General features: G+C 65.5%; 22 protein-coding genes, 1 pseudogene and 1 riboswitch. Of the genes and pseudogenes, 10 read left to right on the top strand and 13 right to left on the bottom strand.

Going from position 1 to position 25,066, the window contains the following annotated elements:
• Positions 1-9: 9 nt before the first annotated feature.
• The 3 genes from GPT34_RS07935 (at position 10) to GPT34_RS07925 (ending at position 2,453) form a co-directional block, all read left to right on the top strand.
• The gene (locus GPT34_RS07935; protein ID WP_291010810.1) at positions 10-402 is read left to right on the top strand and encodes a glutathione S-transferase N-terminal domain-containing protein; all 393 of its coding nucleotides are present in this window, start codon (positions 10-12) and stop codon (positions 400-402) included.
• 153 nt (positions 403-555) lie between these two features.
• Complete coding sequence (locus GPT34_RS07930; protein ID WP_291010808.1) at positions 556-1,533, top strand: AEC family transporter; 978 nt, start codon at positions 556-558, stop codon at positions 1,531-1,533.
• A gap of 8 nt (positions 1,534-1,541) precedes the next feature.
• Positions 1,542-2,453 carry a D-hexose-6-phosphate mutarotase gene (locus tag GPT34_RS07925; RefSeq protein ID WP_291010805.1) on the top strand — a complete coding sequence of 304 codons (912 nt, stop codon included), beginning with the start codon at positions 1,542-1,544 and terminating at the stop codon, positions 2,451-2,453.
• A gap of 6 nt (positions 2,454-2,459) precedes the next feature.
• Here the strand turns inward: GPT34_RS07925 and GPT34_RS07920 are convergent, their stop codons facing one another.
• The 3 genes and pseudogenes from GPT34_RS07920 to metH all read right to left on the bottom strand — a co-directional run bounded on the left by GPT34_RS07920 (position 2,460) and on the right by metH (position 6,184).
• Entirely contained in the window at positions 2,460-3,077 is a 618-nt protein-coding gene (locus GPT34_RS07920) for a hypothetical protein (RefSeq protein ID WP_291010802.1), read from the bottom strand.
• 54 nt (positions 3,078-3,131) lie between these two features.
• Positions 3,132-3,305 (bottom strand): annotated as a pseudogene (locus GPT34_RS17745) (zinc ribbon domain-containing protein); the annotation flags it as partial.
• A gap of 119 nt (positions 3,306-3,424) precedes the next feature.
• Positions 3,425-6,184: a methionine synthase gene (gene metH, locus GPT34_RS07915; protein WP_291010800.1), complete on the bottom strand. Its 2,760-nt coding sequence runs from the start codon at positions 6,182-6,184 to the stop codon at positions 3,425-3,427.
• Between the two features lie 23 nt (positions 6,185-6,207).
• A riboswitch (S-adenosyl-L-homocysteine riboswitch) is annotated at positions 6,208-6,331 on the bottom strand.
• A gap of 87 nt (positions 6,332-6,418) precedes the next feature.
• Between metH and GPT34_RS07910 the strand changes: the two genes are divergently transcribed.
• Positions 6,419-8,020 (top strand): sigma 54-interacting transcriptional regulator, encoded by a 1,602-nt coding sequence (locus GPT34_RS07910; protein WP_291010798.1) that lies wholly within the window; start codon positions 6,419-6,421, stop codon positions 8,018-8,020.
• Positions 8,021-8,968: 948 nt separating this feature from the next.
• Here GPT34_RS07910 and GPT34_RS07905 read toward each other — a convergent pair.
• A complete protein-coding gene (locus GPT34_RS07905) occupies positions 8,969-9,397 on the bottom strand; it encodes an SWIB/MDM2 domain-containing protein (protein ID WP_291010917.1) in 429 nt (142 codons plus the stop codon).
• 262 nt (positions 9,398-9,659) lie between these two features.
• Here GPT34_RS07905 and GPT34_RS07900 point away from each other — a divergent pair, with 262 nt between their 5' ends.
• Genes GPT34_RS07900 through GPT34_RS07885 form a run of 4 tightly spaced genes read left to right on the top strand, consistent with a single transcriptional unit; the run spans position 9,660 to position 13,623 of the window.
• Positions 9,660-10,550: a sulfurtransferase gene (locus tag GPT34_RS07900; RefSeq protein WP_291010796.1), complete on the top strand. Its 891-nt coding sequence runs from the start codon at positions 9,660-9,662 to the stop codon at positions 10,548-10,550.
• 54 nt (positions 10,551-10,604) lie between these two features.
• Complete coding sequence (locus GPT34_RS07895) at positions 10,605-11,168, top strand: OsmC family protein (RefSeq protein WP_291010794.1); 564 nt, start codon at positions 10,605-10,607, stop codon at positions 11,166-11,168.
• Between the two features lie 47 nt (positions 11,169-11,215).
• Positions 11,216-12,364 carry an acyl-CoA dehydrogenase family protein gene (locus GPT34_RS07890; protein ID WP_291010793.1) on the top strand — a complete coding sequence of 383 codons (1,149 nt, stop codon included), beginning with the start codon at positions 11,216-11,218 and terminating at the stop codon, positions 12,362-12,364.
• A complete protein-coding gene (locus GPT34_RS07885; RefSeq protein ID WP_291010791.1) occupies positions 12,361-13,623 on the top strand; it encodes an FAD-dependent oxidoreductase in 1,263 nt (420 codons plus the stop codon). Before GPT34_RS07890 ends, GPT34_RS07885 begins: the two co-directional genes overlap by 4 nt.
• 20 nt (positions 13,624-13,643) lie before the next feature.
• Here GPT34_RS07885 and GPT34_RS07880 read toward each other — a convergent pair whose 3' ends face one another.
• A complete protein-coding gene (locus tag GPT34_RS07880) occupies positions 13,644-14,678 on the bottom strand; it encodes an RNA methyltransferase (RefSeq protein WP_291010789.1) in 1,035 nt (344 codons plus the stop codon).
• 162 nt (positions 14,679-14,840) lie between these two features.
• Between GPT34_RS07880 and GPT34_RS07875 the strand changes: the two genes are divergently transcribed.
• Positions 14,841-15,701, top strand: a complete 861-nt coding sequence (locus GPT34_RS07875; protein WP_291010788.1) for a pirin family protein — start codon at positions 14,841-14,843, stop codon at positions 15,699-15,701.
• Between the two features lie 138 nt (positions 15,702-15,839).
• Positions 15,840-16,709 (top strand): pirin family protein, encoded by an 870-nt coding sequence (locus GPT34_RS07870; RefSeq protein ID WP_291010787.1) that lies wholly within the window; start codon positions 15,840-15,842, stop codon positions 16,707-16,709.
• 30 nt (positions 16,710-16,739) lie between these two features.
• Here GPT34_RS07870 and GPT34_RS07865 read toward each other — a convergent pair whose 3' ends face one another.
• The 8 genes from GPT34_RS07865 to GPT34_RS07830 form a co-directional block, all read right to left on the bottom strand.
• Positions 16,740-17,207, bottom strand: coding sequence for a nuclear transport factor 2 family protein (locus GPT34_RS07865; RefSeq protein ID WP_291010786.1), 468 nt, complete (start codon positions 17,205-17,207; stop codon positions 16,740-16,742).
• Positions 17,208-17,383: 176 nt separating this feature from the next.
• Positions 17,384-17,827 carry a cyanase gene (gene cynS, locus GPT34_RS07860; protein WP_291010785.1) on the bottom strand — a complete coding sequence of 148 codons (444 nt, stop codon included), beginning with the start codon at positions 17,825-17,827 and terminating at the stop codon, positions 17,384-17,386.
• Positions 17,828-18,025: 198 nt separating this feature from the next.
• On the bottom strand, positions 18,026-18,898 hold the full coding sequence (locus GPT34_RS07855; protein WP_291010784.1) for an ABC transporter ATP-binding protein: 873 nt from the start codon (positions 18,896-18,898) through the stop codon (positions 18,026-18,028).
• On the bottom strand, positions 18,888-19,751 hold the full coding sequence (gene ntrB / locus GPT34_RS07850; protein WP_291010783.1) for a nitrate ABC transporter permease: 864 nt from the start codon (positions 19,749-19,751) through the stop codon (positions 18,888-18,890). Before ntrB ends, GPT34_RS07855 begins: the two co-directional genes overlap by 11 nt.
• Positions 19,752-19,753: 2 nt before the next feature.
• Positions 19,754-21,166 (bottom strand): CmpA/NrtA family ABC transporter substrate-binding protein, encoded by a 1,413-nt coding sequence (locus GPT34_RS07845; RefSeq protein ID WP_291010782.1) that lies wholly within the window; start codon positions 21,164-21,166, stop codon positions 19,754-19,756.
• A 336-nt stretch (positions 21,167-21,502) separates the two neighbouring features.
• Positions 21,503-22,906, bottom strand: a complete 1,404-nt coding sequence (locus tag GPT34_RS07840; RefSeq protein ID WP_291010781.1) for a CmpA/NrtA family ABC transporter substrate-binding protein — start codon at positions 22,904-22,906, stop codon at positions 21,503-21,505.
• A 147-nt stretch (positions 22,907-23,053) separates the two neighbouring features.
• Positions 23,054-23,746, bottom strand: coding sequence for a response regulator transcription factor (locus tag GPT34_RS07835; protein ID WP_291010780.1), 693 nt, complete (start codon positions 23,744-23,746; stop codon positions 23,054-23,056).
• Positions 23,743-24,951, bottom strand: coding sequence for a PAS domain-containing sensor histidine kinase (locus GPT34_RS07830; protein ID WP_291010779.1), 1,209 nt, complete (start codon positions 24,949-24,951; stop codon positions 23,743-23,745). Before GPT34_RS07830 ends, GPT34_RS07835 begins: the two co-directional genes overlap by 4 nt.
• Positions 24,952-25,066 lie beyond the last annotated feature (115 nt).

Genomic DNA, 25,066 nt, shown 5'->3' with positions numbered 1-25,066 from the left:
GTGGATTCCATGAAATCTGTTATTCGCGCCTTCTTCCGAACCCTTCGCACCGTGCTGGGCCCGGTCATGCTGTTCAAGGAGCGGGTGACCCGGCCCAAGGGCATGGAGCGCGAACCCAACCAACAAACGGTGGTGAACCTGCAGTGCCAGAACCTGGCGCTGTACCAGTTCCAGACCTGCCCGTTTTGCATCAAGGTGCGCCAGGAAATGCGCCGCCTCTCGCTGCCCATAGAGCGCCGCGATGCTCAGCACGACACCGCCCACCGTACGGCGTTGCTGCAAGGGGGTGGCGCCGTCAAGGTACCCTGCCTGAAGATCAGCGACGGTCAGGGGCAAAGCCAATGGCTCTATGACTCTGCAGCCATCATGGCTTACCTGCAGGCGCGCTTCGAGAAGGTCTGAGGGGCGACCCATCGGGCGGGCTGGTTTGGGCGGGTCTTCCGGTGATCGCCGTCAGGTTCTGATGGATTCGTGAGGGAGGCTCCAGCCCGCAGTCAACGCCGCCCAACAGTTTTCCCATCAGCCACCGCTCACCGCCCTGCCACAATCCCCGGCATGGCCACCTCCGTCCTGCTCAAACTGTTGGCCATGGGCCTGATCGTGGCGCTGGGCTGGGGCGCGGCGCGGCTGCGCTGGCTGGGGCCGGGCGACGTGGCGCGCACACTGAGCAACGCGGCGTTCTACCTGTTTGTGCCCGCGCTGCTGTTTCGCACCTCGTCGCGCATGGACTTTTCGGCCATGCCCTGGAGTGCGCTGGCGGTGTTTTTCCTGCCGGCCTGGGCCCTGATGCTGGCGGTGGTGGTGTGGAACCAGCGCCGCGTGGCCCATGCCTCGCCTGCGGCGCCGGGGGTTCGCGCCATGACCGCGTGTTTCGGCAACTCGGTGCAGCTGGGCATTCCGCTGGCCGCCTCCGTGCTGGGCGAGGCGGGGCTGGCCATCCACCTCACCATCGTGAGCCTGCACGCGCTCACCCTGCTCACGCTCATGACGGCGCAGGTGGAGCTGGCCCTGGCGCGGGACCGCGCGCGCCAGGGGCTGGCCGACGGCCACCTGGGTCGGCTGCTGCGCGACACCGCACGCGCCACGGTGATCCACCCGGTGGTACTGCCCATCATCATGGGTCTGCTGGTGAACGCCAGCGGCATAGGCGTGCCCTCGCTCATCGACGAACTGCTGATTCAGCTGGGGCAGGCGGTGGTGCCGCTGTGCCTTGTGCTGATCGGAGTCTCGCTCAACCAGTACGGCTTCGTGTTCACGGGGCGCGGCATGGCGGCGCTGGTGGTGGTCAAGTTGCTGGTGATGCCGGCGGTGGTGCTGGTGGTAGGGCATTGGGTGTTTGGGCTGGAGGCTTTGCCGCTCACTGTGGTGGTGATGGCCGCTGCCCTGCCCTCGGGCAGCAACCCGCTGCTCTTCGCGCAGCGCTACAAGGTGCTGGAGGCTGAGACCACGTCGGCCATCACGGTGTCGACGCTGACGTTTGTGCTGACCGCACCCTTATGGCTGGCCGTGATGGCCTGGGTGGTGGGCGCCTGAGTGACCCGATGGCGAGCCTTGAAGACCTGAACGCAACACACGGACTGGGCAAGGCGCTGCGTGTCGTGGCTGGCGCCAGCGGCGGGCCCGTGATCGAGATTCACAGCGCCAACGCCAGCGCTCGTGTGGCACTGCACGGGGCACAGGTGCTGAGTTTCTGGCCTCACGGCGCCAAAGCCGATCTGCTGTTCCTCAGCGATCGCGCCGTGTACCAGCCCGGCAAGGCGATTCGCGGCGGCGTACCGATTTGCTGGCCCTGGTTCGGACCCGATCCCGCGCGCCTGGACCGGCCCAACCACGGGTTTGCGCGCATCACGGCCTGGCAACTCACCCGCACCGAGCAGTTTGCCGATGGCGGCATCCGCGTGGAGCTGGTCTTGCGCGACACACCCGACACAAGGGCCCTGTGGCCTCACGCCTTTTGCCTGACTTTGTGTGTGACCGTTGGCCAGCAGTTGCGGCTGGGGCTGAGCACACACAACTCCGGCGACACAGCCTTTGCGATCACACAAGCGCTGCACAGCTACTTGGCGGTGGGTGACATCGCACACACCCAGTTGCTGGGGCTGGGCGGCACACGCTACCTCGACAACGCCGCCAGCGCCCATGGCGTTGAGCGCGAGCAGGTGGGCGACGTGAGCTTTGAAGACGAGGTGGATCGCGTCTACCAAGCGGTACCGCCCGAGCTGAACCTGGTTGACGGCCGCCTGCAGCGGCGCATCCACATCCGCGCGGAGGGCAGCCGCACCGCCGTGGTCTGGAACCCTGGCGACAACGTGGCAGCCCGCCTGAGCGACCTCGCTCCCGGCGACCACAGGCGCTTTGTGTGTGTGGAGACCGCGAATGCGGGAGATGAGGTGGTGACGCTGGCTGCGGGGGACATCGCCACCATCACCGCGGTTATCGCAGGGTTGGCATGAGGCCCCTCAGTTCGTCGGCTGGCGGCGGTTGGCCGCCTCGACCTGCCGGAACCGAATGCACACCGGGTCGTTGAAGAACGCCGCTTCGCCGCAGCTCTGGAAACGGCAGACCTCGCGCGCGAAAAAGTTGCCGCTGCTGGCGCAGGTCTGCTCCACGGTTTTCACCAATGGTGGCGGTACGGCTGGCGCTGTGCTGGCCTGGGCCGGCTGGGCCCGGGCTGCGGCTTCCTGAGCAGCTTTCTGTTGCGCGGCCCGTTCGGCGCGCTGTTGCGTCTGGGCCAGCGCCAGGCGCTCGCGCTGGTCGGCAGCGGCTTGCTCCCGCTCCGCCTGCTGGCGCCTTTTCTCCACCGCAGCTCGTCGACGCTCCTCGCGAGCGCGCTGCTCGCGCTCGGTGACCGAGGGCTGGGTCGCCGTGGTCGACTCGGTCTGGGTGATGGCGGCGGTGGGCGTCAGACTGGGCAAGGAAGCCGACTGACTGGCCACGACGCCCGTGGGCTCAACGGACGCCGAGGCGGACGATCCAGCATCGCGCAGACCCCACCAGCCGGCGGCGCCGACCAGCAACACCAAGCCGATCAGGACCACTGCCTTGGTTGCGCCGCCGCTCGCACCCTGAGTGGACACCGGAACCGGGGGAGCAACCCAGTCGGGCACCAGCGACGTGCGACACGATTTGCACACCGTCGCCGCCAGGGGGTTGGCGGTCTGGCAGGTCGCGCAAACCTGGACCGGCCCTGGCGCTGGCACCGGTGCGGCCGGCGCATCAACCGGCGTCACCAGCGCTCGCGCGCAACCCCGGCAAAACTTCGCCTTCTCCCGGTTGTCCATTCCGCACGCATCACACAACGCCATGATTCATCCGCCCATTGCTGCTTTGCGCGGGTTCTATCACGCCCCGCCGGGGCGTCGAGCGCCAACGCGGTTCAGCGGGCCGGGCGCCGCGATGGGCGGTCGGTTTCGGCGGGGGCAGCCTACAGGCTGGGCGCGAGCCAGCGCCGCAGCTCGCTCGCCTCTACCGCGCTGCGCTGGGCCAGGTCGGCCACCTGATCTTCGCCCAACTTGCCGACGTTGAAGTAACTGCTTTGAGGGTGGCTCAGGTAGAAGCCGCTCACGCTGGCGGCCGGCGTCATCGCCAGGCTTTCGGTCAGGCCCATGCCGATGTCTTCGCAGCCCAGCAACGCAAACATGGCGCGTTTGACCGAGTGGTCCGGACAGGCCGGATAGCCCGGTGCCGGGCGAATGCCCTGGTATTTTTCCTTGATGAGGTCTTCAACGCTCAAGTCTTCATCGGCCGCGTAGCCCCAGAGGTCGATGCGCACGCGGTGGTGCAGGCACTCGGCAAACGCTTCGGCCAGCCGGTCGGCCAGGGCCTTGAACAGGATGGCGTTGTAGTCATCGTGCGCGTCGAGAAACTGCTGTTCCTTTTTCTCGATGCCCAGACCAGCGGTGACCGCAAACAGGCCCACATAGTCTGGCGCCACACCTTGGGGCGCGACAAAGTCGGCCAGACAGCGGCTGGGGCGCATCACGCCGTCGATTTCCTGCTTTTCGGTCTGTTGACGCAGACCGCACCAGGTCAGCGCGATCTGGCTGCGGCTCTCATCGGTGTAAAGCGAGATGTCATCATCGTTCACCGCGTTGGCCGGGTAGAGACCGATCACGCCGCTCGCCCTCAGCCAACGGCCTTCGATGATTTTCTTCAGCATCGTCTGCGCGTCGGCAAACACCTTCTTCGCCTGCTCGCCCACCACCTCGTCTTCCAGAATGGCCGGGTAGGGGCCGGCCAGATCCCAGGTCTGGAAAAACGGACCCCAGTCGATGTATTTCGCGATCTCGGCCAGATCGAAGTTCTTGAACTGGCGCTTGCCGATGAACTTCGGCTTCACCGGCTTGAAGCCGCTCCAGTCGATCGGCGCCTTGTTGCCGCGCGCCTTGTCGAGCGGCCACAGCGTCACGGCCTTTTTGTTCGCGTGCTGCGTGCGCACCTTGTCGTAGTCGGCGTTCAGATCGGCAATGGTCTGCACACGGCTGTCACCCAGCAGGCTCTGCGCCACGCTCACGCTGCGCGAGGCATCGGGCACGTACACCACCGGCCCGCTGTAGTGCGGCGCGATCTTCACCGCGGTATGCACGCGGCTGGTGGTGGCGCCGCCGATCAGCAGCGGAATCGCCTGGTCGCGGAAATGCGGGTCTTTCTGCATCTCGCTGGCCACGTACTGCATCTCTTCCAGGCTTGGCGTGATCAGACCCGACAGGCCCACGATGTCGGCGCCGGCTTCCTTCGCCTTGGCCAGGATTTCATGAGCCGGCACCATCACGCCCATGTTCACCACCTCGAAGTTGTTGCACTGCAAGACCACGGTCACGATGTTCTTGCCGATGTCGTGCACATCGCCCTTCACGGTGGCGATCACGATCTTGCCCTTGGCTTTCACGTCCTCGCCGGCGGCGGCCTGAGCCAGCTTCTCGGCCTCAATGTAGGGAAGCAGATGGGCCACGGCCTGCTTCATCACGCGCGCACTCTTGACCACCTGCGGCAAAAACATCTTGCCCTGGCCGAACAGGTCGCCGACCACGTTCATGCCGTCCATCAGCGGGCCTTCGATCACGTTGAGCGGGCGTCCGCCATCGGCCTCGATCTCGCGCCACATCTCCTCGGTGTCTTCGGTGATGTGCTCATTCATGCCGCGCACCAGCGCGTGCTTGAGGCGCTCGCGAATCGGCAGCTTGCGCCATTCGTTTTTCTTGCTGTCGTCCTTCGCCATGCCTTTGGCGTTTTCCGCCACGTCCACCAGCCGCTCGCCGGCATCGGGGCGGCGATTCAGCACCACGTCTTCCACCCGCTCGCGCAGCTCGGGCTCCAGCTCGTCGTAGACGCCGACCATACCGGCGTTGACGATGCCCATGTCCATGCCCGCTTGAATCGCGTGGTACAGGAACACAGTGTGGATCGCTTCGCGCACCGGGTCGTTGCCGCGGAAGCTGAAACTCACATTGCTCACGCCACCGCTCACCTTGGCGCCGGGCAGATTGGCCTTGATCCAGCGCGTGGCGTTGATGAAGTCGACCGCGTAGTTGTTGTGCTCTTCGATGCCGGTGGCGATGGCAAAGATGTTGGGGTCGAAGATGATGTCCTCCGGCGGAAAACTCACCTCGTCCACCAGCACGCGGTAGGCGCGCTCGCAAATCTCGACCTTGCGCTCGTAGGTGTCGGCCTGGCCTTGTTCGTCAAACGCCATCACCACGGCGGCAGCGCCGTAGCGCTTGACCAGCCGCGCCTGGCGCTTGAACTCGTCCACGCCCTCTTTCATGCTGATCGAGTTGACGATGCCCTTGCCCTGGATGCAGCGCAGCCCGGCCTCGATCACCGTCCACTTGGAGCTGTCCACCATGACCGGGACGCGAGCAATGTCAGGCTCGCCCGCGATCAGGTTCAGGAAACGCACCATGGCGGCCTGGCTGTCCAGCATGGCCTCGTCCATGTTGATGTCAATGATTTGCGCGCCGTTGTCCACCTGCTGGCGCGCCACGGCCAGCGCCTGCTCGTATTCGCCGTTCAGGATCATGCGGGCGAAGGCCTTGGAGCCCGTGACGTTGGTGCGCTCGCCTACGTTGACGAACAGACTGCCCTCACCGATGCGCACCGGCTCCAGACCCGACAGCAGCATGGGCGGCACGAGCGCGGCGGTGACAGCAGAGGACGACGGGGCTTTGGAAACGGCTTCGGGCATGGGGCTCACCAGGACGGACACAGGGCTGGTGAGCGCGGTTGGGACCGGACCAGCCGGCGAGGAAGGCAGGCTTCCCGACCACTCAAGCCTGACACCGGCAAGGTGAACCCGCTGGGTCCGGCCGGCGCTGCAGCGCTCCTTGAGAGGCCCTCATTTTAACGGGGGACCGTTGGCGGCTTCTGCTTTGCCAGCCTCAAGCCCTGGCTTGGTGCAATGTTTGCTTGCACTGGCCCCATGCCCCAGATCACACCAGCCTCCGAATCCGCCCCGCCACCGGGCACCGACTGGCGCGCCCAGGAGCTGCTGCTGATGCGCGAGGTGATGAAGCTGGTGGGGCGCAGTCTGGCGCCCGGCCTGGTGTTTCGCGAAATGCTGCACCTGATGAGCGAGCTGCTCGGTCTGAACCGCGGGCGCATGGTGCTGGCCGACGAGGCCGGCGCTGGCGGCGGGGCGCGCACGGCTTCGGTGCGCCACGCCTACGGCCTCAACCCCGACGAGGTGGCGCGCGGTGTGTTCGCCTGGGGAGAGGGCATCACCGGCCGCGTGCTGGCCAGCGGCCTGCCTGCCATCGTGCAGGACGTGGACGCCGAGCCGCTGTTTCTGTTTCGCAGCGTACGGCGCGTCCAACTGCCGCCGGAAACCGTGGCCTTCATCGCGCTGCCGATCGCCGTCAACGGCGCCACCGTGGGCGTGCTGGGTTGCCACCGCATCCGCAGCCGCCAGCGGCATCTGAACGACGATCTGGCGCTGCTGCGCATCCTGGCCACGCTGGCTGGCCAACTGCTGCAGCTCGAGCAACTGGTGGCCGAGCAGACGCGCCAGCTGGAGGCACGCAACGAAGCTTTGTCGCGCGCGCTGGACACCCGAACGGCGCGCTACGGGCTGATCGGAAGCTCCCCGGCGCTGTTGCAGGCATTGGGCGAGCTGGAGCGCGTGTCGCAGTCGCAGGCCACCGTCTTGCTGCTGGGCGAGTCGGGTACGGGCAAGGAGCTGTTTGCGCGCGCCGTGCATCTGGCGAGTGGCCGGCGCGACCGCCCGTTCATCAAAGTCAACTGCTCGGCCATCCCGGAGACGCTCTTTGAGTCCGAGCTGTTTGGCCACGAGCGCGGCGCCTTCACCGGCGCTGCCACCGCGCGCACCGGCTGGTTCGAGCAAGCCGAAGGCGGCACCTTGTTTCTCGACGAAATCGGTGAGCTGCCCCTGGCTTTGCAGGCCAAGTTGCTGCGCACCTTGCAGGAAGGCACGCTGGTTCGCCTGGGCGGCACGCGCGAGATTCGGGCCGATGTGCGCCTGGTCGCTGCCACCAACCGCGAGCTCAGTCACGAAGTACAGGTCGGCCGTTTCCGGCAAGACCTGTACTACCGCCTCAACGTGATCCCGATCCGCCTGCCCAGCCTGCGCGAGCGGCGCGAAGACGTGCGCGCGCTCGCGCTGCATTTCGTGAGCCGCGCCAACCAGGCGCACCAGCGCAACGTCTACCTCGCGCCCGATGCCCTGGCTCGGCTGGAAGCGCACGCCTGGCCCGGCAACATCCGCGAGCTGGGCAACCTGATAGAGCGCCTGGTGCTGCTGGCCGATCACGCCATGGTGAGCGCCGTGGCTCTGGAGCGGTTCATGCCTGTGGACGAGTCACCCACCCTGTCCGGCCCGATGGACCCTGACCTGTCCAGCGCGCCCAGCAACGTTCGCGATTACCAGAGCGCGAACTCCCATAGCGCGCAGGTGTTGAAGGACACGCTGCAGCGCCACCAGGGCAACCAGACCCGAGCAGCGCAAAGCCTGGGGCTCACGCTGCGGCAGTTCAGTTACCGACTGCGCAAGGCGGGGTTGCGGTAGGGGGTGAACGCGAGCGAGTCGGCTTTCGGTCAGGAGCGGCCAGTGCTCAAACGGGAAAGCTGTCGCTCCGGTTCAGCGAGGGGCTAGGCTGCACTCGTTGCGACAACGTGGCGGCCCTTGGACTTATTTGGCTTCGGTGCCAGGATTGACCCACCTTTGCACAGCTGCCACTGAGTCAAACGGCCCGCCGTTGAAGCAGACCCTGGCCTTGGGCGCGTACTCATGGAAAGTGTTGACCAAATTCTCGAAGAGGTGAAGGTACTCGGGAACCGTTCGTACCCCGGCGCCGATCAGAACGCAATCTCGGTCCTTCTCCGTCAGCATAGCCTTGAGCAACGCAGCTGCCGTTTCCGCGCTATCGATCAATCCGAGCTATGCGTCGTAGCCAGCGGCTTCCAACTTGGCTCGGTCACTATCAAGCGCGGCGCGCGGTTTTTCTGGCGTCAGTCCTGGCCACTTGCTGTAGTCATCAACCTCTGGATTCCAGCCAATGAGAAGTACTGCCTTCCTGTGCTCCATGAATGTCTCCTTCACGGTTGATTGACGGGGAAACGCTGGCCGTGCGGCCTTCCTTTGATTTAAACGGAATCATGTAGGGTACCCACAATCCCGATCATTAAACAAGGTGAGCCACGGCTGTCACAGACAGCAGACCAAAAAGATCTTCGTCCACTGTGCTGTGGATTTGTAGCGTTGAGTGACTGCTTTGAGGAATGTGCTGGATAGTCTGCATCAGCTCGACAGGGTGATCTCGCAGCCTCAGAGAACGGCCGCTCAACCCTGACCGGATCGGATGGCCAGTGTCGACATTGACCGCGAGAGGGAGGTACCGCCCAAGAGCGATCTATCAAGCTCGGTGGGCGCTTCAGTTGAAGCACCGCACACGGGAGACTTCTGTCGCTCGACTCTCGGCGCCAGAGCACGAGAGTTGGGCTACGTGGTTCCCAGTCAGCTCAGGTGCTTGCCCACCAGCCCGGTCATCTCGAACATGGTGACTTCATCTTTTCCGAAGACCGCCTTGAGCTTAGCGTCTGCCAAGATGTTTCGCTTGTTCTTCGGGTTCTGCAGGTTGTTGGCCTTGATGTACTCCCACATCAGCTTCACAACTTCGGTACGGGGTTGTGGCGTTGCACCGATCACTGCGGCCAGTTCGGCACTGGGGGTGAGGGCACGGTTGAATGCGGTTTGCTTTTTGGCAGTGGTCATCTGAAGCTCAGTAGTTAAAGCGGAGATTTTAGGGCGTGCTTTCGATCCCCGTGTAACCGCGTGCCACCGAGCAAGCGATTCAGGAATTTTCTTGTCCGGTGCAGGAGCGCGTTCGATAAAGGCTTGGCGCAGGCTCCGACGACAGCAAGGGGTCGAAAACGGAGGCTCCAGTTCCGGGCCACCCGCAAACCTGGACGGGCCCAGACTGAGCGCCCCAGCCCCTCGCCACTGTGTCGACATTGTGTCGACACAGTGGCGCCCTGAAGCGGCAAGCCGCTGACCCCGGCGCTTCGCCTGCGCGCGGAAAAACCCAACTGCAGCAAGCACTTGCGTCCATTCGCAAGGTGCATCGCAGTGTCTCGCCGCGTTGGCACGGCAGTTGCAAAACAAATTGCAGGCCATTTCGCCCGCCCTCTGTCTTGCGAGGTTCCCCATGAGCATCTCTGCCGTCCTGATCGCACCCGATCAACTGAACACACTGCAAGCCACCGAACCCGTGGTGGTGATCGACACGCGCGACGCCGACACCTTTGCCGCCGGCCACATTCCCGGCGCGGTGAACCTGCGAGAGGTGTTCACCTTTCTGGCCACGTCCACGCCCGAAGGCTTGAAGGAACTGAAAGACACCTTCGCCAGCGCGTTGGGGGCGGCGGGCTTGTCGGGCAAGGAAACGGCCGTGTTTTACGAAGACGCCATGCACAGCGGCTACGGCCAGTCGTGCCGCGGCTACTACCTGCTCACCTGGCTGGGCTACCCCAAGATTAAGGTGCTCAACGGCGGTTTCAGCGCCTGGATCGCCGCTAGCCTGCCGGTTTCCACTGAAGCGGCCACGCCCACGCCGGCCACATTCCCCGAGCTGACCATGAACGATGTGATGCTGACCCAGGCCGACGTGCAGGCCGCGCTGGGCACGGGCACCGTGCTGCTCGATGTGCGCGATGTGGACGAGTGGATTGGCGACAGCTCGTCACCCTATGGCAAGGACTTCGCGCCGCGCAAGGGTCGCCTGCCCGGCGCGGTGTGGATCGAGTGGTACCGCTTCATGAAACCGTCGCCACAAGGCGCGGTGTTCAAGACGCCGGACGAGGTGCGCGCCGAGTGCGCCACGGCCGGTATCGCGCCGCAAGACACGGTCTACCTGTACTGCTTCAAGGGCGCGCGGGCCTCCAACACCTTTCTGGCGCTGAAGCAAGCGGGCTTTGACGACGTGCGCATGTACTTCGGCTCATGGAACGAATGGTCGCGCGACGACAGCCTGCCGATCGAGACCGGCCTGCCGGTGGCAAAGACCAGCAGCAAGCCTGCACTGGCCATGGCCGCCTGAGCCTTCCGACAACCCCCATCAACCCGTTTTTTCACCCCGCAACCCGGAGACACCATGTCCGACATCGCCACCCCCGAAGCCACCACCACGATCAAGACCCACCTGCGTCCCATCGACGCAGCCGGCTTGGCCGCCTTCGCCGCCAAGGGCAAGGCCAACCCTGGTTCAAGGGGCACCAACAAGGTCCACACCGTGATGGAGGGCCAGTACCGCTCGCTGTCTTACGTGGGTAACCACGCGCCGGTGGTGGTGGACGAACCGCTGCACCTGTTCGGCGAAGACACCGCACCGGCGCCGGGTGAGATCGTGCTCTCGGGCCTGGGCGGCTGCATCGCCGTGGGCGTGACCGCGGTGGCGACCTGGAAAGGCGTGAAGCTGAGCAAGCTCGAGGTGTTTCTGGAGGGCGACATAGGCAACCCCGCCGCCTGGGGCGCCGGTGGCGCGCTGGACAAGACGCCACCCGAGATGGGCTTTCAGGCGATTCGCGTGAAGGTGCTGGTGGAGGGCGATGCGCCGCGCGAGGTTCTGGACGAGATCGTGCAGCACGCAAATTTCTATTCACCGGTGGCCAATTCGATGCGCAACCCGATTCCGTTCTCGATCGAGATGGCGGCGTGAGCCTTCTGCCGAACCGCGCACCCTGAACCGCCAAGCAAGGACACACCATGAACCCGAAAGACTTGCCTCCCGAACTGGGCCACGAAGCGGCGGCCGAGCAGCTGCTGGCTGCAGTGCGCGAGGTGGCCCGCGGGCCGCTGGCGGCGGTGGTCGAGTCGATTGATCGCACGGGTTATTACCCGCGCTCCGAGATGCAGCAACTGGCTGCGCTCGGGGCCATGAGCGCGCATTTGGATGCCCCCGCCGGTCGCGGTGATTTTGGCCTGGCGATCCGCGCCATGGCCGAGGTGTCGCAGGTCTGCGGCGCTACCGGCTTCATGATGTGGTGCCAGGCCGTGTGTGGCCTGTACATGCAGGCTTCAGGCAACCAGGCGCTGGCCGGCGACGACCTGCTGGCGCTGGCGCGCGGCGAGGTGCTGGGCGGCACGGCCATGTCCAACCCGATGAAGAGTTACGCCAAGATCGAAACCTTGTTGCTCAAGGCCACGCCCGTGGAGGGCGGTTTTTCGGTCAGCGGCACCTTGCCCTGGGTGAGCAACCTGGGCCCGGACCACGTGTGCGGCGCGCTGGCCGGCGTGGTCGATGCCGACGGCAACGTGGTGCGCGAAGTGATGTTCCTGCTGCGCTGCAACGGCCAGGGCGTGGAACTGCCCGACTGCCCGAGCTTCTCGGCCATGGAAGGCACGGGCACCTACGCGCTGCGGCTCAAGAACCATTTCATCGGCGCGGGCGAGATCATGGCCGATCCGGCCAAGCCTTTCATTGCGCGCATCCGCAGCGCCTTCGTCATGCTCCAGTGCGGCATGGCGGTGGGCGTGACGCAGGCGGCTATCGATTCGATGTGGGCAGTGGAAGACCAGCTGGGTCATGTGAACCAGTTCCTGGAAGACCGGCCTGACACGCTGCAGTCCGAGCTGGACGCGCTCACCGCTCGTGTGATGAAGCTGGCCGAGACCCCCTTCAACCCATCGGTAGAGTTTTTCATCGACGTCCTCGATGCGCGCGCCCACGGTGCCGAGCTCTCGCTGCGCGCGGCGCAATCGGCGCTCCTGCACCAGGGCGCGCGCGGTTACCTGATGAGCTCGGCGGTGCAGCGCCGCGTGCGCGAATCGCACTTCGTGGCCATCGTCACGCCGGCGATCAAGCACCTGCGCAGCGAAATCGCGCGCCTGTCGGCCGAGGTGCTGCCGGCATGAACACCCTCTCCACGGTGGCTTCCGCGGTGCAGGCCCTCACGCAGACGCCCTTCGAGACCTACATCTGCGAAGCCTGCGGCTACGTCTACGACGAAGCACTGGGCGACCCCGATGGTGGCCTGCCCCCCGGTACCCGCTTCGCCGACATCCCGGACGACTGGGCCTGCCCGCTGTGCGGCGTGACCAAGGCCGACTTCACCGCCTACGCCGCCCCCTCGATGGAGGCGCTGCGCGCGCGCGCGCCAGCCAGCGCTGCCGTGGCCAAGCGAGGCGGCCCCGCGGGCGTGGTGATCGTGGGAGCGGGTCGCGCCGGCTGGCAGACCGCCGAGGCGCTTCGCGCGCTGGACGCCGATCTGCCCATCTCCCTCGTGACCGCCTGCGCTGGTGACGTGTACGACAAACCGCTGCTGTCGGTGGCAATGGCGCGCCATCTGGATCTTGAGACGTTGGTGAAAGAGAGCGGTGCGGCGGCCGCGGCGCGGCTCGGTGTTCGCCTGCTGCCTCACACCCAGGCCACCCGCATCTGCAGTGACACACGCACGCTGCGCACCACGCGCGGCAACCTGCGCTACGACCGTCTGGTGCTGGCCCATGGCGCGCGCGCAGCCCTGCCCGCCAGCCTGCCACCCGAGCTGTGCTGGCGCGTCAACCACCTAGCCGCCTACCAGAAGCTGCGTACCGCGCTGGGCGATGCGCCACGCGACTTGCTCATCGTCGGCGCCGGCCTGATCGGCAGCGAACTGGCCAACGACCTGGCCCTGGGCGGTCACCGCATCACCCTGCTGGACACGCAGCCCGAGCCGCTGGCGCGCTGGCAAAGCGAGCAGGCGGGCACGCAACTGCTCGACGCGTGGAAAGACCTGAGCATCCGTTTCGTGGGCGGCGTGCAGGTGGCGCAGGTGGAGGAGCTGGGCGGCCGCTACCGCGTGACCACAGCCGACGGCCAGCGCTTCGCTGCCGACCAGGTGATCGCCGCTGCGGGCCTGGCCACACCGTCGCGCCTGGCCGAGAGCGCGGGCCTGGCCTGGGACCAGGGCATTGCGGTGGACGCGGCCACCCTGGGCACCAGCGTAGAAGGTATCCACGCGCTGGGCGACTGCATCACGGTGAACGGGCAGGCCAGCCGCTACATCGAACCCATCGCCCGCCAGGCGCGAGCCATCGCCGCGGCCATCTGCGGAGCTGCGCCCGCGCCCTACGAACCGCGCGCGGCCACGGTGCGCGTCAAGACCACTTCACACCCGATGACGCTGCACTGAGCGGCTGAGACAGCGCTCGCTCAGGCTTCGGCTCGGATGGGCACGGAGCGCCGCGCTGGCATCTCAGCTCGCGCGCGCAGCTGGCCGCAACCACCATCCACATCCTGCCCTGCAGACTGACGCAGTTTGGTCAGGATGCCGCGGCGGTGCAGGCGGCGCGCCAGGTCGGCGGCCTTGTCCCAGCTGGGGCGGGTGAACGGCAGCTCGGGCACGGTGTTGTAGGGAATCAGGTTGAGGATGGCGTACTTGCCGTGCAGCAACCGCACCAGGCCTTCCACCTCGTCATCGCCGTCGTTGATTCCGTCGAGCAGCGTCCACTGGTACTGAATCGGGTGGTCGGTGACGCGGGCATAGGTCTCGCCCAGCGCCACCAGCTCGTCTGGCGCGATGCGCGGCGCGCGAGGCAACAGGCGTTCGCGCAGATCGGCTTTCGTGGTGTGCAGCGACAGCGCTAGCGCCGGTTTTACACGGGCAGCCGGCAGAGCCTCAAACACCCGCAGATCCCCGACGGTGGAGAACACCAGGTTCTTGTGGCCGATGTTGCCCACCGTACCCAGCAGGTCGATGGCTTCCATCACGTTGTCCAGATTGTGCGCGGGCTCGCCCATGCCCATGAACACGACCTTTTTCACCGGGCGCTTGGTTCGAGCGAGCGCCACCTGGGCCACGATCTCGGCGCTGCCCACCTGGCGGATCAGGCCGGTGGTGCCGGTCATGCAGAACACGCAGCCCACCGCGCAGCCCACCTGGGTGGACACGCACAGGCCACCGCGCGGCAGTAGCACGCTCTCGACCATTTGCCCGTCGGCCAGCTTCACCAGCAGGCGCGCCGAGCCGTCTTCGGCCGGGTGCTCGCTGTGCAGCGTGGCCAGCTTGGCCAGTTCGCCGGCGATGGCGGGCAGCTCGGCCACCAGCGCTGCGGGCAGGAAATGTTGCACCTGGCGCCGGCCCGCCGTCTGCGACAAAGCCTGGCTCCACAGGCGCAGCACGCGCTGCTCGTGGCGGGGGTTGGCGCCCAGCGCGCGAAGGCGCTGACGCAGGGATTCGATCTGCATGCTGTGGATTGTCTCCCCCCAGCGCCGCCTTGCGGCGTCCCCTCAAGGGGGACCACGCCCTCGGCCCGGCAAAGCCGGAGTTTCGGCGTGCGCTGGTGAACTTCCCTTGCTTCGGCGGGGTGTTGGGGATCGGCCGACAATGACCTTCAAAGGAGACTCCCGATGAAGTCCGTGTCTTTCATCCAGCGCAACACCCAGGGCCACTGGGTCGGCGACGGCTTTCCGGTGCGCACGCTGTTTTCGTACAACGACGACCCCGCCGCGTTTTCGCCCTTCCTCATGCTCGACTATGGCGGCCCGATGAACTTCGAGCCGACCACCCAGCGCCGTGGCGTGGGCGCGCACCCGCACCGCGGCTTCGAGACCGTGACCATCGTCTACGACGGCGAGGTCTCGCACCGCGACTCCAGCGGCGGTGGCGGCACCATCGGCCCCGGCGACGTGCAGTGGATGACCGCCGCTTCGGGCATCGTTCATGAGGAATTCCACAGCGAGGTTTTCGGCCGCGTCGGCGGGCTGTTCCGCATGGTGCAACTGTGGGTGAACCTGCCAGCGCGCGAGAAGATGGCGCCGCCTGGCTACCAGGGGATCACCGCCGCACAGACGCCCACGGTCGCTCTGCCCGGTGGCGCTGGCTCGGTGCGCCTGATCGCCGGCGAGTTCCAGGGCGAGCGCGGGTCGGCGCGCACCTTCACGCCCATGCAGGTCTGGGACGTGCAGCTCAAAGCCGGTCACACCGTGATCCTGCCCGCGCCCGAGGGCCACACCACCGTGCCGCTGGTCTACCAGGGCCGGGTGAAGACGACCGACGGCCAGGAGGCCAGCGACGCGGAAATGATCGTCTACAAGCGTGCGGGCGAAGGCGTGACGCTCACCGCGCTGGCCGACACCACCCTGCTCTGGCTGTGCGGCGAACCGATCGACGAGCCGGTGGTTGGCTACGGCCCGTTCGTGATGAACACCCCGCAGGAAATCCAGCAGGCCTTCGTCGATTTCCAGAACGGCCGGATGGGGAGGCTTTGACCCACCCCTGCCGCGCTGCGCGCGACCCCCTCAAGAGGGCGACCCTGGCGGCCCGGCGGAGCCGGCTCCACGGCGCCTTGGGTTTTGGGCATCTGCGCTCGGGGCGCGCATCTGAGTTCAAAGTAGTGGGAGATCGCCGTGCTTGAACTGATCATCAACGCCCGCGCGGCCGACCTGGGCCACGGCCTCACGGTGCGGCGCGTGCTGCCCCACGCCAAGCGCCGCATGATGGGCCCGTTCGTGTTCCTTGACTACGCGGGGCCGGTGACGATTCCGCCCGAGGCGATCGCCCAGGCCGATGTGCGGCCACACCCGCACATCGGCCTGTCGACCGTGAGCTACCTGCTGAGCGGGCAGATCACCCACCGCGACAGCCTGGGCGTGCAGCAGGACATCAGGCCCGGCGATGTGAACTGGATGACTGCCGGGCGCGGCATCAGCCACAGCGAGCGCTTCACCCACCCGCAGTCGTTCGCAGGCGACGGCCTGGAGCTGATGCAGATGTGGGTGGCCCTGCCCGAGGCCGACGAGGAAACCGAGCCCGCCTTCACCCACTATCCCCAGGCCGAGCTGCCGGCGCGTGAGCAGAGCGGCGTGTGGCAACGCGTGATTGCCGGCCAAGCTTACGGTTTGCAAAGCCCGGTGCGCACCCATTCGCCACTGTTCTACGTGCACGCCGAGTGCCAAGCTGGTGCGCAGCTTCCACTGCCTGGCGGCTACAGCGAACAGGCGGTGTATGTGGCCAAGGGCCGGATCGAACACGCGGGCGAGACCTACCAGCCCGGGCAGCTGCTGGTGTTCGATGGCGACAGCTCGGCGGTGGTGCGGGCACACAACGCGGCCACGCTGATGGTCTTTGGCGGCGAGCCACTGGGTGAACGACACCTGTTCTGGAACTTCGTGTCATCACGCAAGGAGCGCATCGAGCAGGCCAAGGCCGACTGGCAGGCCGGCCGTTTTCCGCGGCCGGCCGGTGACGATCAGGAATGGATCCCGCTGCCGGGCTGAACGCCTAAGCTCGCGGCTGGTACCAGCCGCTCAGAGCCCTAGTTCGCTCAATCCCGGATGGTCGGCCGGGCGCGCGCCCAGCGGCCAGCGGAACAGGCGCTCGGTCTCGGTGATCAGTCGGTCGTTGATGCTGGCGTGGCGCTGCTCCATGTAGCCCCGCGCATTGAACTGCCAGTTCTCGTTGCCGTGCGAGCGATACCACTGACCTGCGTCATCGCGCCATTCGTAAACAAAACGCACGGCAATGCGGTGGTCGCTGAACGTCCACAGCTCCTTGATGAGCCGGTAGTCCAGCTCGCGCGCCCACTTGCGCACCAGGAAAGCATGCACCTGTTCCCGACCCACCGGGAACTCCACCCGGTTGCGCCAGCGTGTGTCTTCCGTGTAGACCTTGACCACCCGGTCCGGATCGCGCGAATTCCAGGCGTCCTCGGCCATGCGCACCTTCTGTGCGGCGGTTTCGGCGGTGAAGGGCGGTAAAGGTGGGCGGGGTTCCACAGGACGTTCAACTGGTGAGTGACTTGGAGTCTGCGGATCGGCAGCGCGGGTGTGTTTCGAGTCCGGCGCGCACACCACCCTCAGCGGGCGCCGTGGAACGGGCTTTGCCCGGCCACAGGCGCCGCCCCTTGAGGGGCTGACGCCGAAGGCGACGCGGGGGTGGTCTTGCCCTGGGGTCAGTACTGCTTGTAAGGCAGAAACTTGCCCGACATCACGATATTCACGCGGTCGCCGTTCGGGTCGGCCTGGCGCTTCATGTCCATTTTGAAATCGATGGCGCTCATGATGCCGTCGCCAAACTCTTCGTGAATCAGTTCTTTGAAGGTGGTGCCGTAGACGTTGATGAGTTCGTAGAAACGGTAAATCAGCGGATCGGTCGGCACGGCCGTGGGCAGCGAACCCTTGTAGGGAACGACCTGCAGCCACTTCTGCTCTTCGGCGCTCAGACCAAAGATTTTGCCCAGCACCTTGGCCTGCGCCGGCGTGGCCGTCATCTGGCCCAGGCACAAGGCCGTGGTCCATTCCTTGGACTGGCCCACCTTCTTAGCCACGTCGGCCCATTGCAGGCCCTTGCTGACCTTGGTGGTGATGATTTTTTCGGTGACGGCGAGTCGGCTCATGGTGTTGCCTCGTGATGGTTGGTAGTGAGAAGAGAAACGAAAAAGGAAAAGTGAAAGACAGAAAAGAAGCGGGGACGTCGAAACGAAGGGAAGCTGATCAAGGGCGCCGCGGAACCGGCTTTGCCGGGACACCAGCGCCGCCCCTTGGGGGTGACGCTGCGGACGGCGCAGAGGGAGCCTTTCCTGCGGCGCGGGAGGTCAATGGGCTTTCGCGCGACTCACCAGGAAATCCACGATGTGGTTGCGCAGCTCGTAGTAGCCATCGAGGTGGTGCAACTGGGCACGCGTGCGGCTGCGCGGCAGCGGGTTCACCACCACCTCGGCCATGCCGCCGGGCGCGTAGCCACCGCCTTCCAGCTCCTGGCCGTTGGTCATGAGCAGGATGCGGTCAGCCAGCAGGATGGCTTCGTCCACGTCGTGCGTGATCATGAAGACGGTCTGCTGCGTCTGGCGCACGATGCTCATCAGCTCGTCCTGGATGGTGCCGCGTGTGAGCGCGTCCAGCGCGCCGAAGGGCTCGTCGAGCAGCAGCATCTTGGGCTGGATGGCAAACGCGCGCGCAATGCCCACCCGCTGCTTCATGCCGCCCGAGAGCTGGCTCGGCTTCTTGTCGATGGCCGGCGTCAGGCCCACCAGTGCCACGAACTTTTCCACCTGCTCGCTGATCTGCGCCTTGCTCCACGACGGCCAGCGTGACTTCACCGCGAAAGCAATGTTCTGGCGCACGGTCAGCCAGGGCATCAGCGCATGGCTCTGGAACACCACGCCGCGCTCCAGACTGGGGCCCGCGATCTCGCGACCGTCCATGAAGCAGTGGCCAGCGGTAGCGGTGTCGAGCCCGGCCAGCACGTTGAGGATAGTGGTCTTGCCGCAGCCACTGTGGCCGATGATGCAGACGAACTCGCCCTGGTCGATGGCGAACGAGACATCGGCAAACACCGGCTTGTCGGTCTGATAGGACTTGGCGAGGTGCTCGACCTTGAGGAAACCGGACATGTTGGAACTCGCCTGAGGGGTTGGACGCGGGGCCGTCAGGACGACGCCCTGGCGGTCGGAAGATTCACTCCACATAGGTCACCGCCTTCTGCAGCTGGGCAAACATGAGGTCGAGCAGCATGCCGACCACGCCGATCACCAGCACCGCGAAGATCACGTTGGTGAGCGAGAGGTTGTTCCACTCGTTCCAGACGAAGTAGCCGATGCCGGTGCCGCCCACCAGCATCTCGGCCGCCACGATCACCAGCCAGGCAATGCCCATGCTGATGCGCATGCCGGTGAGGATGGTGGGTGCGGCCGCGGGCAGGATCACCTGCAGCGCCTTGCGCAGCGGGCTCACCTCCAGCGTGCTGGCCACGTTGAGCCAGTCGCGCTTAACTGAGGCCACGCCAAAAGCGGTATTGATCAGCATGGGCCAGATCGAGCAGATGAAGATCACGAACACACCGCTCACGTTGGAGTCCTTGAGCGTGTAAAGCGCCAGTGGCATCCAGGCCAACGGGCTGATGGGCTTCAGGACCTGCACGAAGGGATCGAAGGCCTTCTGCATCAGCGGCGACATGCCGATCAGAAAGCCCATCGGGATCGCCACCGCCATGGCCAGCAAAAAGCCAGCCGCCACGCGCGCCAGCGAGTGGCCGAGCTGGATGCCCACGCCCTTGTCGTTCGGACCGTTGTCGTAAAACGGGTCGGACAGATGCGCCCAGCTTGCCTCGGCCACCGCCAGCGGTTGCGGGAAGCCGGTGGTCTTCTCGGCACCCGGATCCTTACCCAGCAGTTTGGCGTACTCGATTTCCTCGGCCGTCATGCCGGCGCTGGAGCCGCCCACCGAGGGCGCTTCAGTGGCGAGTTGCCAGGCCCCGATGAACACCACGAACAGGATCAGCGAGACTAGCGCGGCGCGCAGGTTGAGGTTCCGGGTGCTCATGGTCAGGCGGCCTTGCTGATCGCGAAGCTCTTGGCGTAGGAAGCGGCCTTGCTGGGGTCGAACTCCTTGCCCATGATGGTGTGCTTGGCGTAGCCCGAGCCGGCCTGGAACGGCATGCCCAGATCCTTCATGTGCTTGCGGGCATCGGTGATGAGGAACACCTTTTCAGCGATCTGGTTGTAGTTCACCTCGCCCTTCACATAGCCCCAGCGCTGCATTTGCGTGAGCATCCACACCGCCATGCTCTGCCACGGCATGGGGTCGAAGTCGGCGCGGTCGGGCACAGTCTGCACATTGCCCAGACCGTCGGCGAAGCGGCCGGTTAGCACCTGCGCCACCACCGTCTCGGGCTGGTTCAGGTAGGCTTGGGGCGAGATCACCTTGGCGATCAGCTCGCGGTTTTTGGCCTGGCGCGCCATGGCGGCGGCGGTGAGCACCGCGCGGTAGAGCGCGGCGAAGGTGTTGGGATTCTGCTGGATGAACTCGGTGCTGGTGCCGAAAGCACAGCAAGGGTGGCCGTTCCACAAGTCCTTGGTCAGCACATGCAGGAAGCCGATCTCGTCGAACACCGCGCGCTGGTTAAACGGGTCCGGGCCAAGGTAGCCGTCGATGTTGCCAGCGCGCAGATTAGCCACCATCTCCGGTGGCGGGACGACGCGGATCTGCACATCCGTATCGGGGTTGATGCCGGCTTCAGCCAGGTAGTAGCGCAACAGGAAGTTGTGCATCGAATACTCGAACGGCACACCGAACTTGAAGCCCTTCCACTGCTTGGGGTCGCGCTTGTCCTTGTGTTTGTTGTGCAGCGTGATCGCCTGGCCATTGGTGTTCTGGATTGTGGCCACATTCATGGGTACGGCGTTCGAGCCAGCTCCCATCGAGATCGCCAGCGGCATGGGCGAGAGGAAGTGCGTGGCGTCGTATTCCTTGTTGATCATCTTGTCGCGGATCAGCGCCCAGCCAGCTGTCTTGATCACCTCAACATTGAGGCCCTGCTTCTCATAGAAACCCAGTGGCTTGGCCATGATGAGCGGCGTGGCGCAAGTGATGGGGATGAAGCCGATCTTGAGATTGGTCTTCTCCAGTGAGCCTTTCTTGTCCTGGGCCATTGCCTGCAGGCTGGCCACAGGCAGGAGGCTGGAGATAGCCGCCATGGCCGTGCCCTTGCCAACCGCACGCAGGAAGCGGCGGCGCACCTCATCCTGCGGAAACAAGGCCTTCATCAGCGTGGCCTCGATGAACTCATTGCTGTAGGCCTCAAACTCGGCCGTCTCGCTGCGCTCGCGCAGGGTGCGGGTGGCCTCGGATGCACCGGCCTGCTCTGCCTCGTGCTCGGCCACGGTGTGGTCGCGACCGCAACTGCACTTCATCATGAGCGGACGGTCGGCGTTGTAGGGATCGAAGAATTCAGACATGGCGCACCTCTTGAGTTGAAGACCCTTCATGCATTGCAAGCAGCGGGCCAAGTTGGGCGATCAAGGGCCCCTCTTTGAACCCGAAGCCCATTTCGCAGCCGTGACCACCACCCGCTGTAGGGCTGGCCCTACGCCAAGCCGGCGGGTTGGATACGCTCGGATCGCCAACGCGCCCGCCACCGGGCTCCTGGGCGGCCCTCCATCTGCTCAGCTGGGCATTAAAGTCGCGGAGGGTGCGGTGCGCTGTCGAGTCAGGGCGGCAATTGGCCACTGCAGCCACATCGCGCACCAAAGCGGGACGGTTCCATCCTGGCCAAGCACCGCCTTAGTGCTGAGTCAGCCCCTGCCAATGGCGAAGGACTTCACATAAGCCTCGGGCTTCGCGGGGTCGAAGGTCTTGCCCATGATCACGTGGGTCTTGCTGTTGGCTGCGGGGGCGGTGAAGCCCAGCTCGGCCATGCGCTTGCGCGCATCGGTGGCGAGGAACACCTGCTCGGCCACCTGGGCGTAGTTGATGTCTTGTTTCACATAGCCCCAGCGCTTCATCTGGGTCAGCATCCACACTGCCATGGACTGCCATGGGAAGGGGTCGAAATTGATGCGGTTGGGTTCGTTACGCACGCTGCCCAGCCCGTCGGCGAAGCGGCCCAGCAGCACCTGCTCCAGCACGGTGAGCGGCTGGTTGAGGTAGTTTGGCCCGGCAATGGCAGCGGCCACCGCCGGGCGGTTTTCCATCTTGGAGCAATGCAGGGTGGAGGTGACGATGGCGCGGAACAGGGCTGCAAAGGTATTCGGGTTGGTCTCCACAAACTTTCGCGTGGCAGCAAATGCGCAGCACGGGTGGTTGTCCCAGAGTTCGCTGGTAAGCAGATGGATGAAGCCCACGCCGTCGAACACGGCGCGTTGGTTGAACGGCTCGGCGACGATGAAGCCATCGATGTTTTCGGCGCGCAGGTTGGCCACCATGTCGGGCGGTGCCATCACACGAAGCTGCACGTCGGTGTCCGGGTCGATGCCGTTTTCTGCCAGGTAATAGCGCAAAAGGAAGTTGTGCATGGAGAAGTCGAACGGAATGGCGAACTTCATGCCCTTCCACTTCTTAGGGTCCCGGTTGTCCTTGTGCTTCACGTGCAGGGTGATCGCGTTGCCGTTCACGTTCTCGATCGCCGGCATCACCATGGGCGTGGCATCTGCACCCAGGCCCATGCTGATGGCCAGCGGCATGGGCGAGAGCATGTGCGAGGCATCGAACTCGGCCGCGAGCGTCTTGTCGCGCACCACCGCCCAGCCCGCCGTGCGGTTGAGTGAGACCTTGAGCCCTTCTTTGGCGTAAAAGCCCAGCGGGTCTGCGGCCACCAGCGGCGTAGCGCAGGTGATGGGCAGGAAACCGATCCTCAGATCGGTTTTTTCCAGCGGCTTTCTGTCCTGCGCAAGCGCCTGCATCGCGCCCATGGGGAACAGGCTAGCAATGGCCGCCATGGCGGTAGGGCGCCCCACCGCTTTCAAAAAGGCTCGCCGCACCGGCTCCTGTGGGAACAAGGCCTTGACCAGCGCCGCCTCCATGAAGTCCGCGGCGCGCTGTTCCTCGGCATTCATGCCCGCGTTGTCCACCAGCCGCTGAGGCCCGGCATGGGCGGCACCAAACGCCTGAATGTGCTCGGCCACCGAGTGGGGTCGGCCACAGGTGCAGCGCAGGGTCAATGGTCGGTCGGCATCGAAGGGGTCGTATTCAGCGGTCATGGCACACCTCTTGAGTTGAAGAACGCGGTGTGCGTTGCAAGCGTCGCGCCAGATCGCGGAGCAGCGAAGGCATTCGACGTGGCCGGCACCACGTCATGTAGGGATAGCCCTACAAATCCCCGCGCAGCGTGAACTTGAAAGCGCCTCTCAAGCCATGGATGGGCCGGGCGCAGCAGCCCGAGCGTGGCGCTCGGCGTAGAGCGCGAGCTCCACGTCGTTCTTCGCACCGGTTTTTTCTAGGATGCGTGCACGGTAAGTGCTCACCGTATTGGGGGCTAAACCGAGCTGTGCACCAATTTCGCTCACGGTGTGCCCTTGAGTGAGCAGGCGATAGACCTGGTGTTCGCGGTGCGACAGGGCTTCGGGGCCAGCGTGTGTGCGGGCCTGGCCAACGGCGGTGGCCAGGGCTTCGGCCGTGGCTTCGGTAAGGTAAACGCCGCCATGGGCCACCTTTCGCACCGCTGCCAGCATGTCGTCGGGGTCGGCGCTCTTGTTCAGGTAACCGCTGGCGCCCAGGCGGATGCAGCGCACCGCGTATTGCTTCTCCGGGTAAGTGCTAAGCATCAACACCGGCAGGCGCGGGTTTTCTCGCTTGAGGGTCTGCAACACATCGAGTCCGTCGATGCCGGGCAGCGCAATGTCGAGCAACACCAAGCCCAGGCCTGGCGCGCCGGGTGCCATCCAGGTCGCCACCTGTGCAAGCACCTCAGGACCGGTGGGCGCCTCAGCCACTACGGCCACATCGGGCGCGTCGGCCAGCACCTGCTTCAGGCCTTCGCGCACGATGCGGTGGTCGTCGCCAATGAGCACGCGGATGGTGTCGGGATCAATGATGGTCATGCCGAGGTCTCTGGGGGGATGGCGACCGAGAGGCACATGCGCGTGCCCGCGCCGGGTGCGCTGCGGATATCGATGCGGCCGCCAAAATGCCCGGCGCGCTCGCGCATGCCCATGACGCCGTAGGCATCGGCCGCCTCAAAGGCTTGCGGCGGCGCGCCCTGGCCGTCGTCCTGCACCGCCAGCGTCAGCGCGCCGCCCTCCAGTCCAATCTGCACCCGTAGCGTCTGCGCACGGGCATGGCGGCCGACATTGCTTAGCATTTCCTGAAAGATGCGGAACACCGCCATGGCCAGCGGCTCGGGCAGTTCCAGGGACTCGTCCAGCGCCAGCTGCCAGTCAAGCGCCAATTCGGCGGACGCCACGAATTCCTGGGCCTGCCATTCCAGCGCCGCCCAAAGTCCCTGGTGGTCGAGGATGCTGGGGCGCAGGTCGGTGATGATGCGGCCCACGTTGTCCACTGCGGTCTCGATCAGGCGACTCATGTTCTGGCACTTGCAGCGCATGCGCTCGCGCATGTCGGTGGCCGCCTCGGGTGCGCGCTGGGGTTGCTCCGCCAGGCGCTTGTCCATCCAGTTCACGTCCATCTTGAGCGCCACCAGCAGGCTGCCGAGCTCGTCGTGCACTTCTCGCGCGATGCGGGTGCGCTCGTCTTCACGAACCGTGTCCGACCAGGCAGCCAGTTCGCGAACGCGCTGCAAGGCGGTCTCTAGCGCCCCGGTGCGCTCCCGGACGCTGGCTTCCAGCCCATCCTTGGCGCGCTGAAGGGCATCAGCCGCGCGCTTGCGTTCTGTGATGTCGACAAAGGTGACCACCGCGCCCAGGACCCGCCCCGCCTCCACGATGGGGTGGCTGGAATACTCCACCGGAAAGGCCGTACCGTCCCGGCGCCAGAACACCTCGCTGTCGATACGACACGGAAGGCCCTGGCGAAAGGCGTTGAAGATCGGGCACTGGTATTCGGGGTAAGCCGAGCCATCGTGCCGGGCATGGTGGGTCAGCTCGTGCATGTTGCGCCCGCGCACCTCGTCGGGCTCGTAGCCGATCAGGCGCGCGCCGGCCGGGTTGATGAAGACACACAGCCCGTCCAGGTCGACCCCGTAAATACCTTCGCCGGTCGAGGCCAGCAACAGCGCCAGCGGGTCTCGCCAGGCATCGGCCGCCACCGGGGTGGCACGGGCATACAAGGCTTGCGCGTCAATCTGCATGCACCAGCACAAGCAATGGATGTGCCAAAGCAGTGCAATCGGTCACAGCGTGTGTGGCGCATCGGCGTCACAATGATCCAAACGGTGCCCCGTCGGGCATGCGCTCCTCTTTTCA

The organism is Hydrogenophaga sp., assembly GCF_011390835.1.
Taxonomy (GTDB): domain Bacteria; phylum Pseudomonadota; class Gammaproteobacteria; order Burkholderiales; family Burkholderiaceae_C; genus Hydrogenophaga.
The sequence above is the reverse complement of the archived record's forward strand: the minus strand, read 5'-3'. Positions and strand labels throughout refer to the sequence as shown.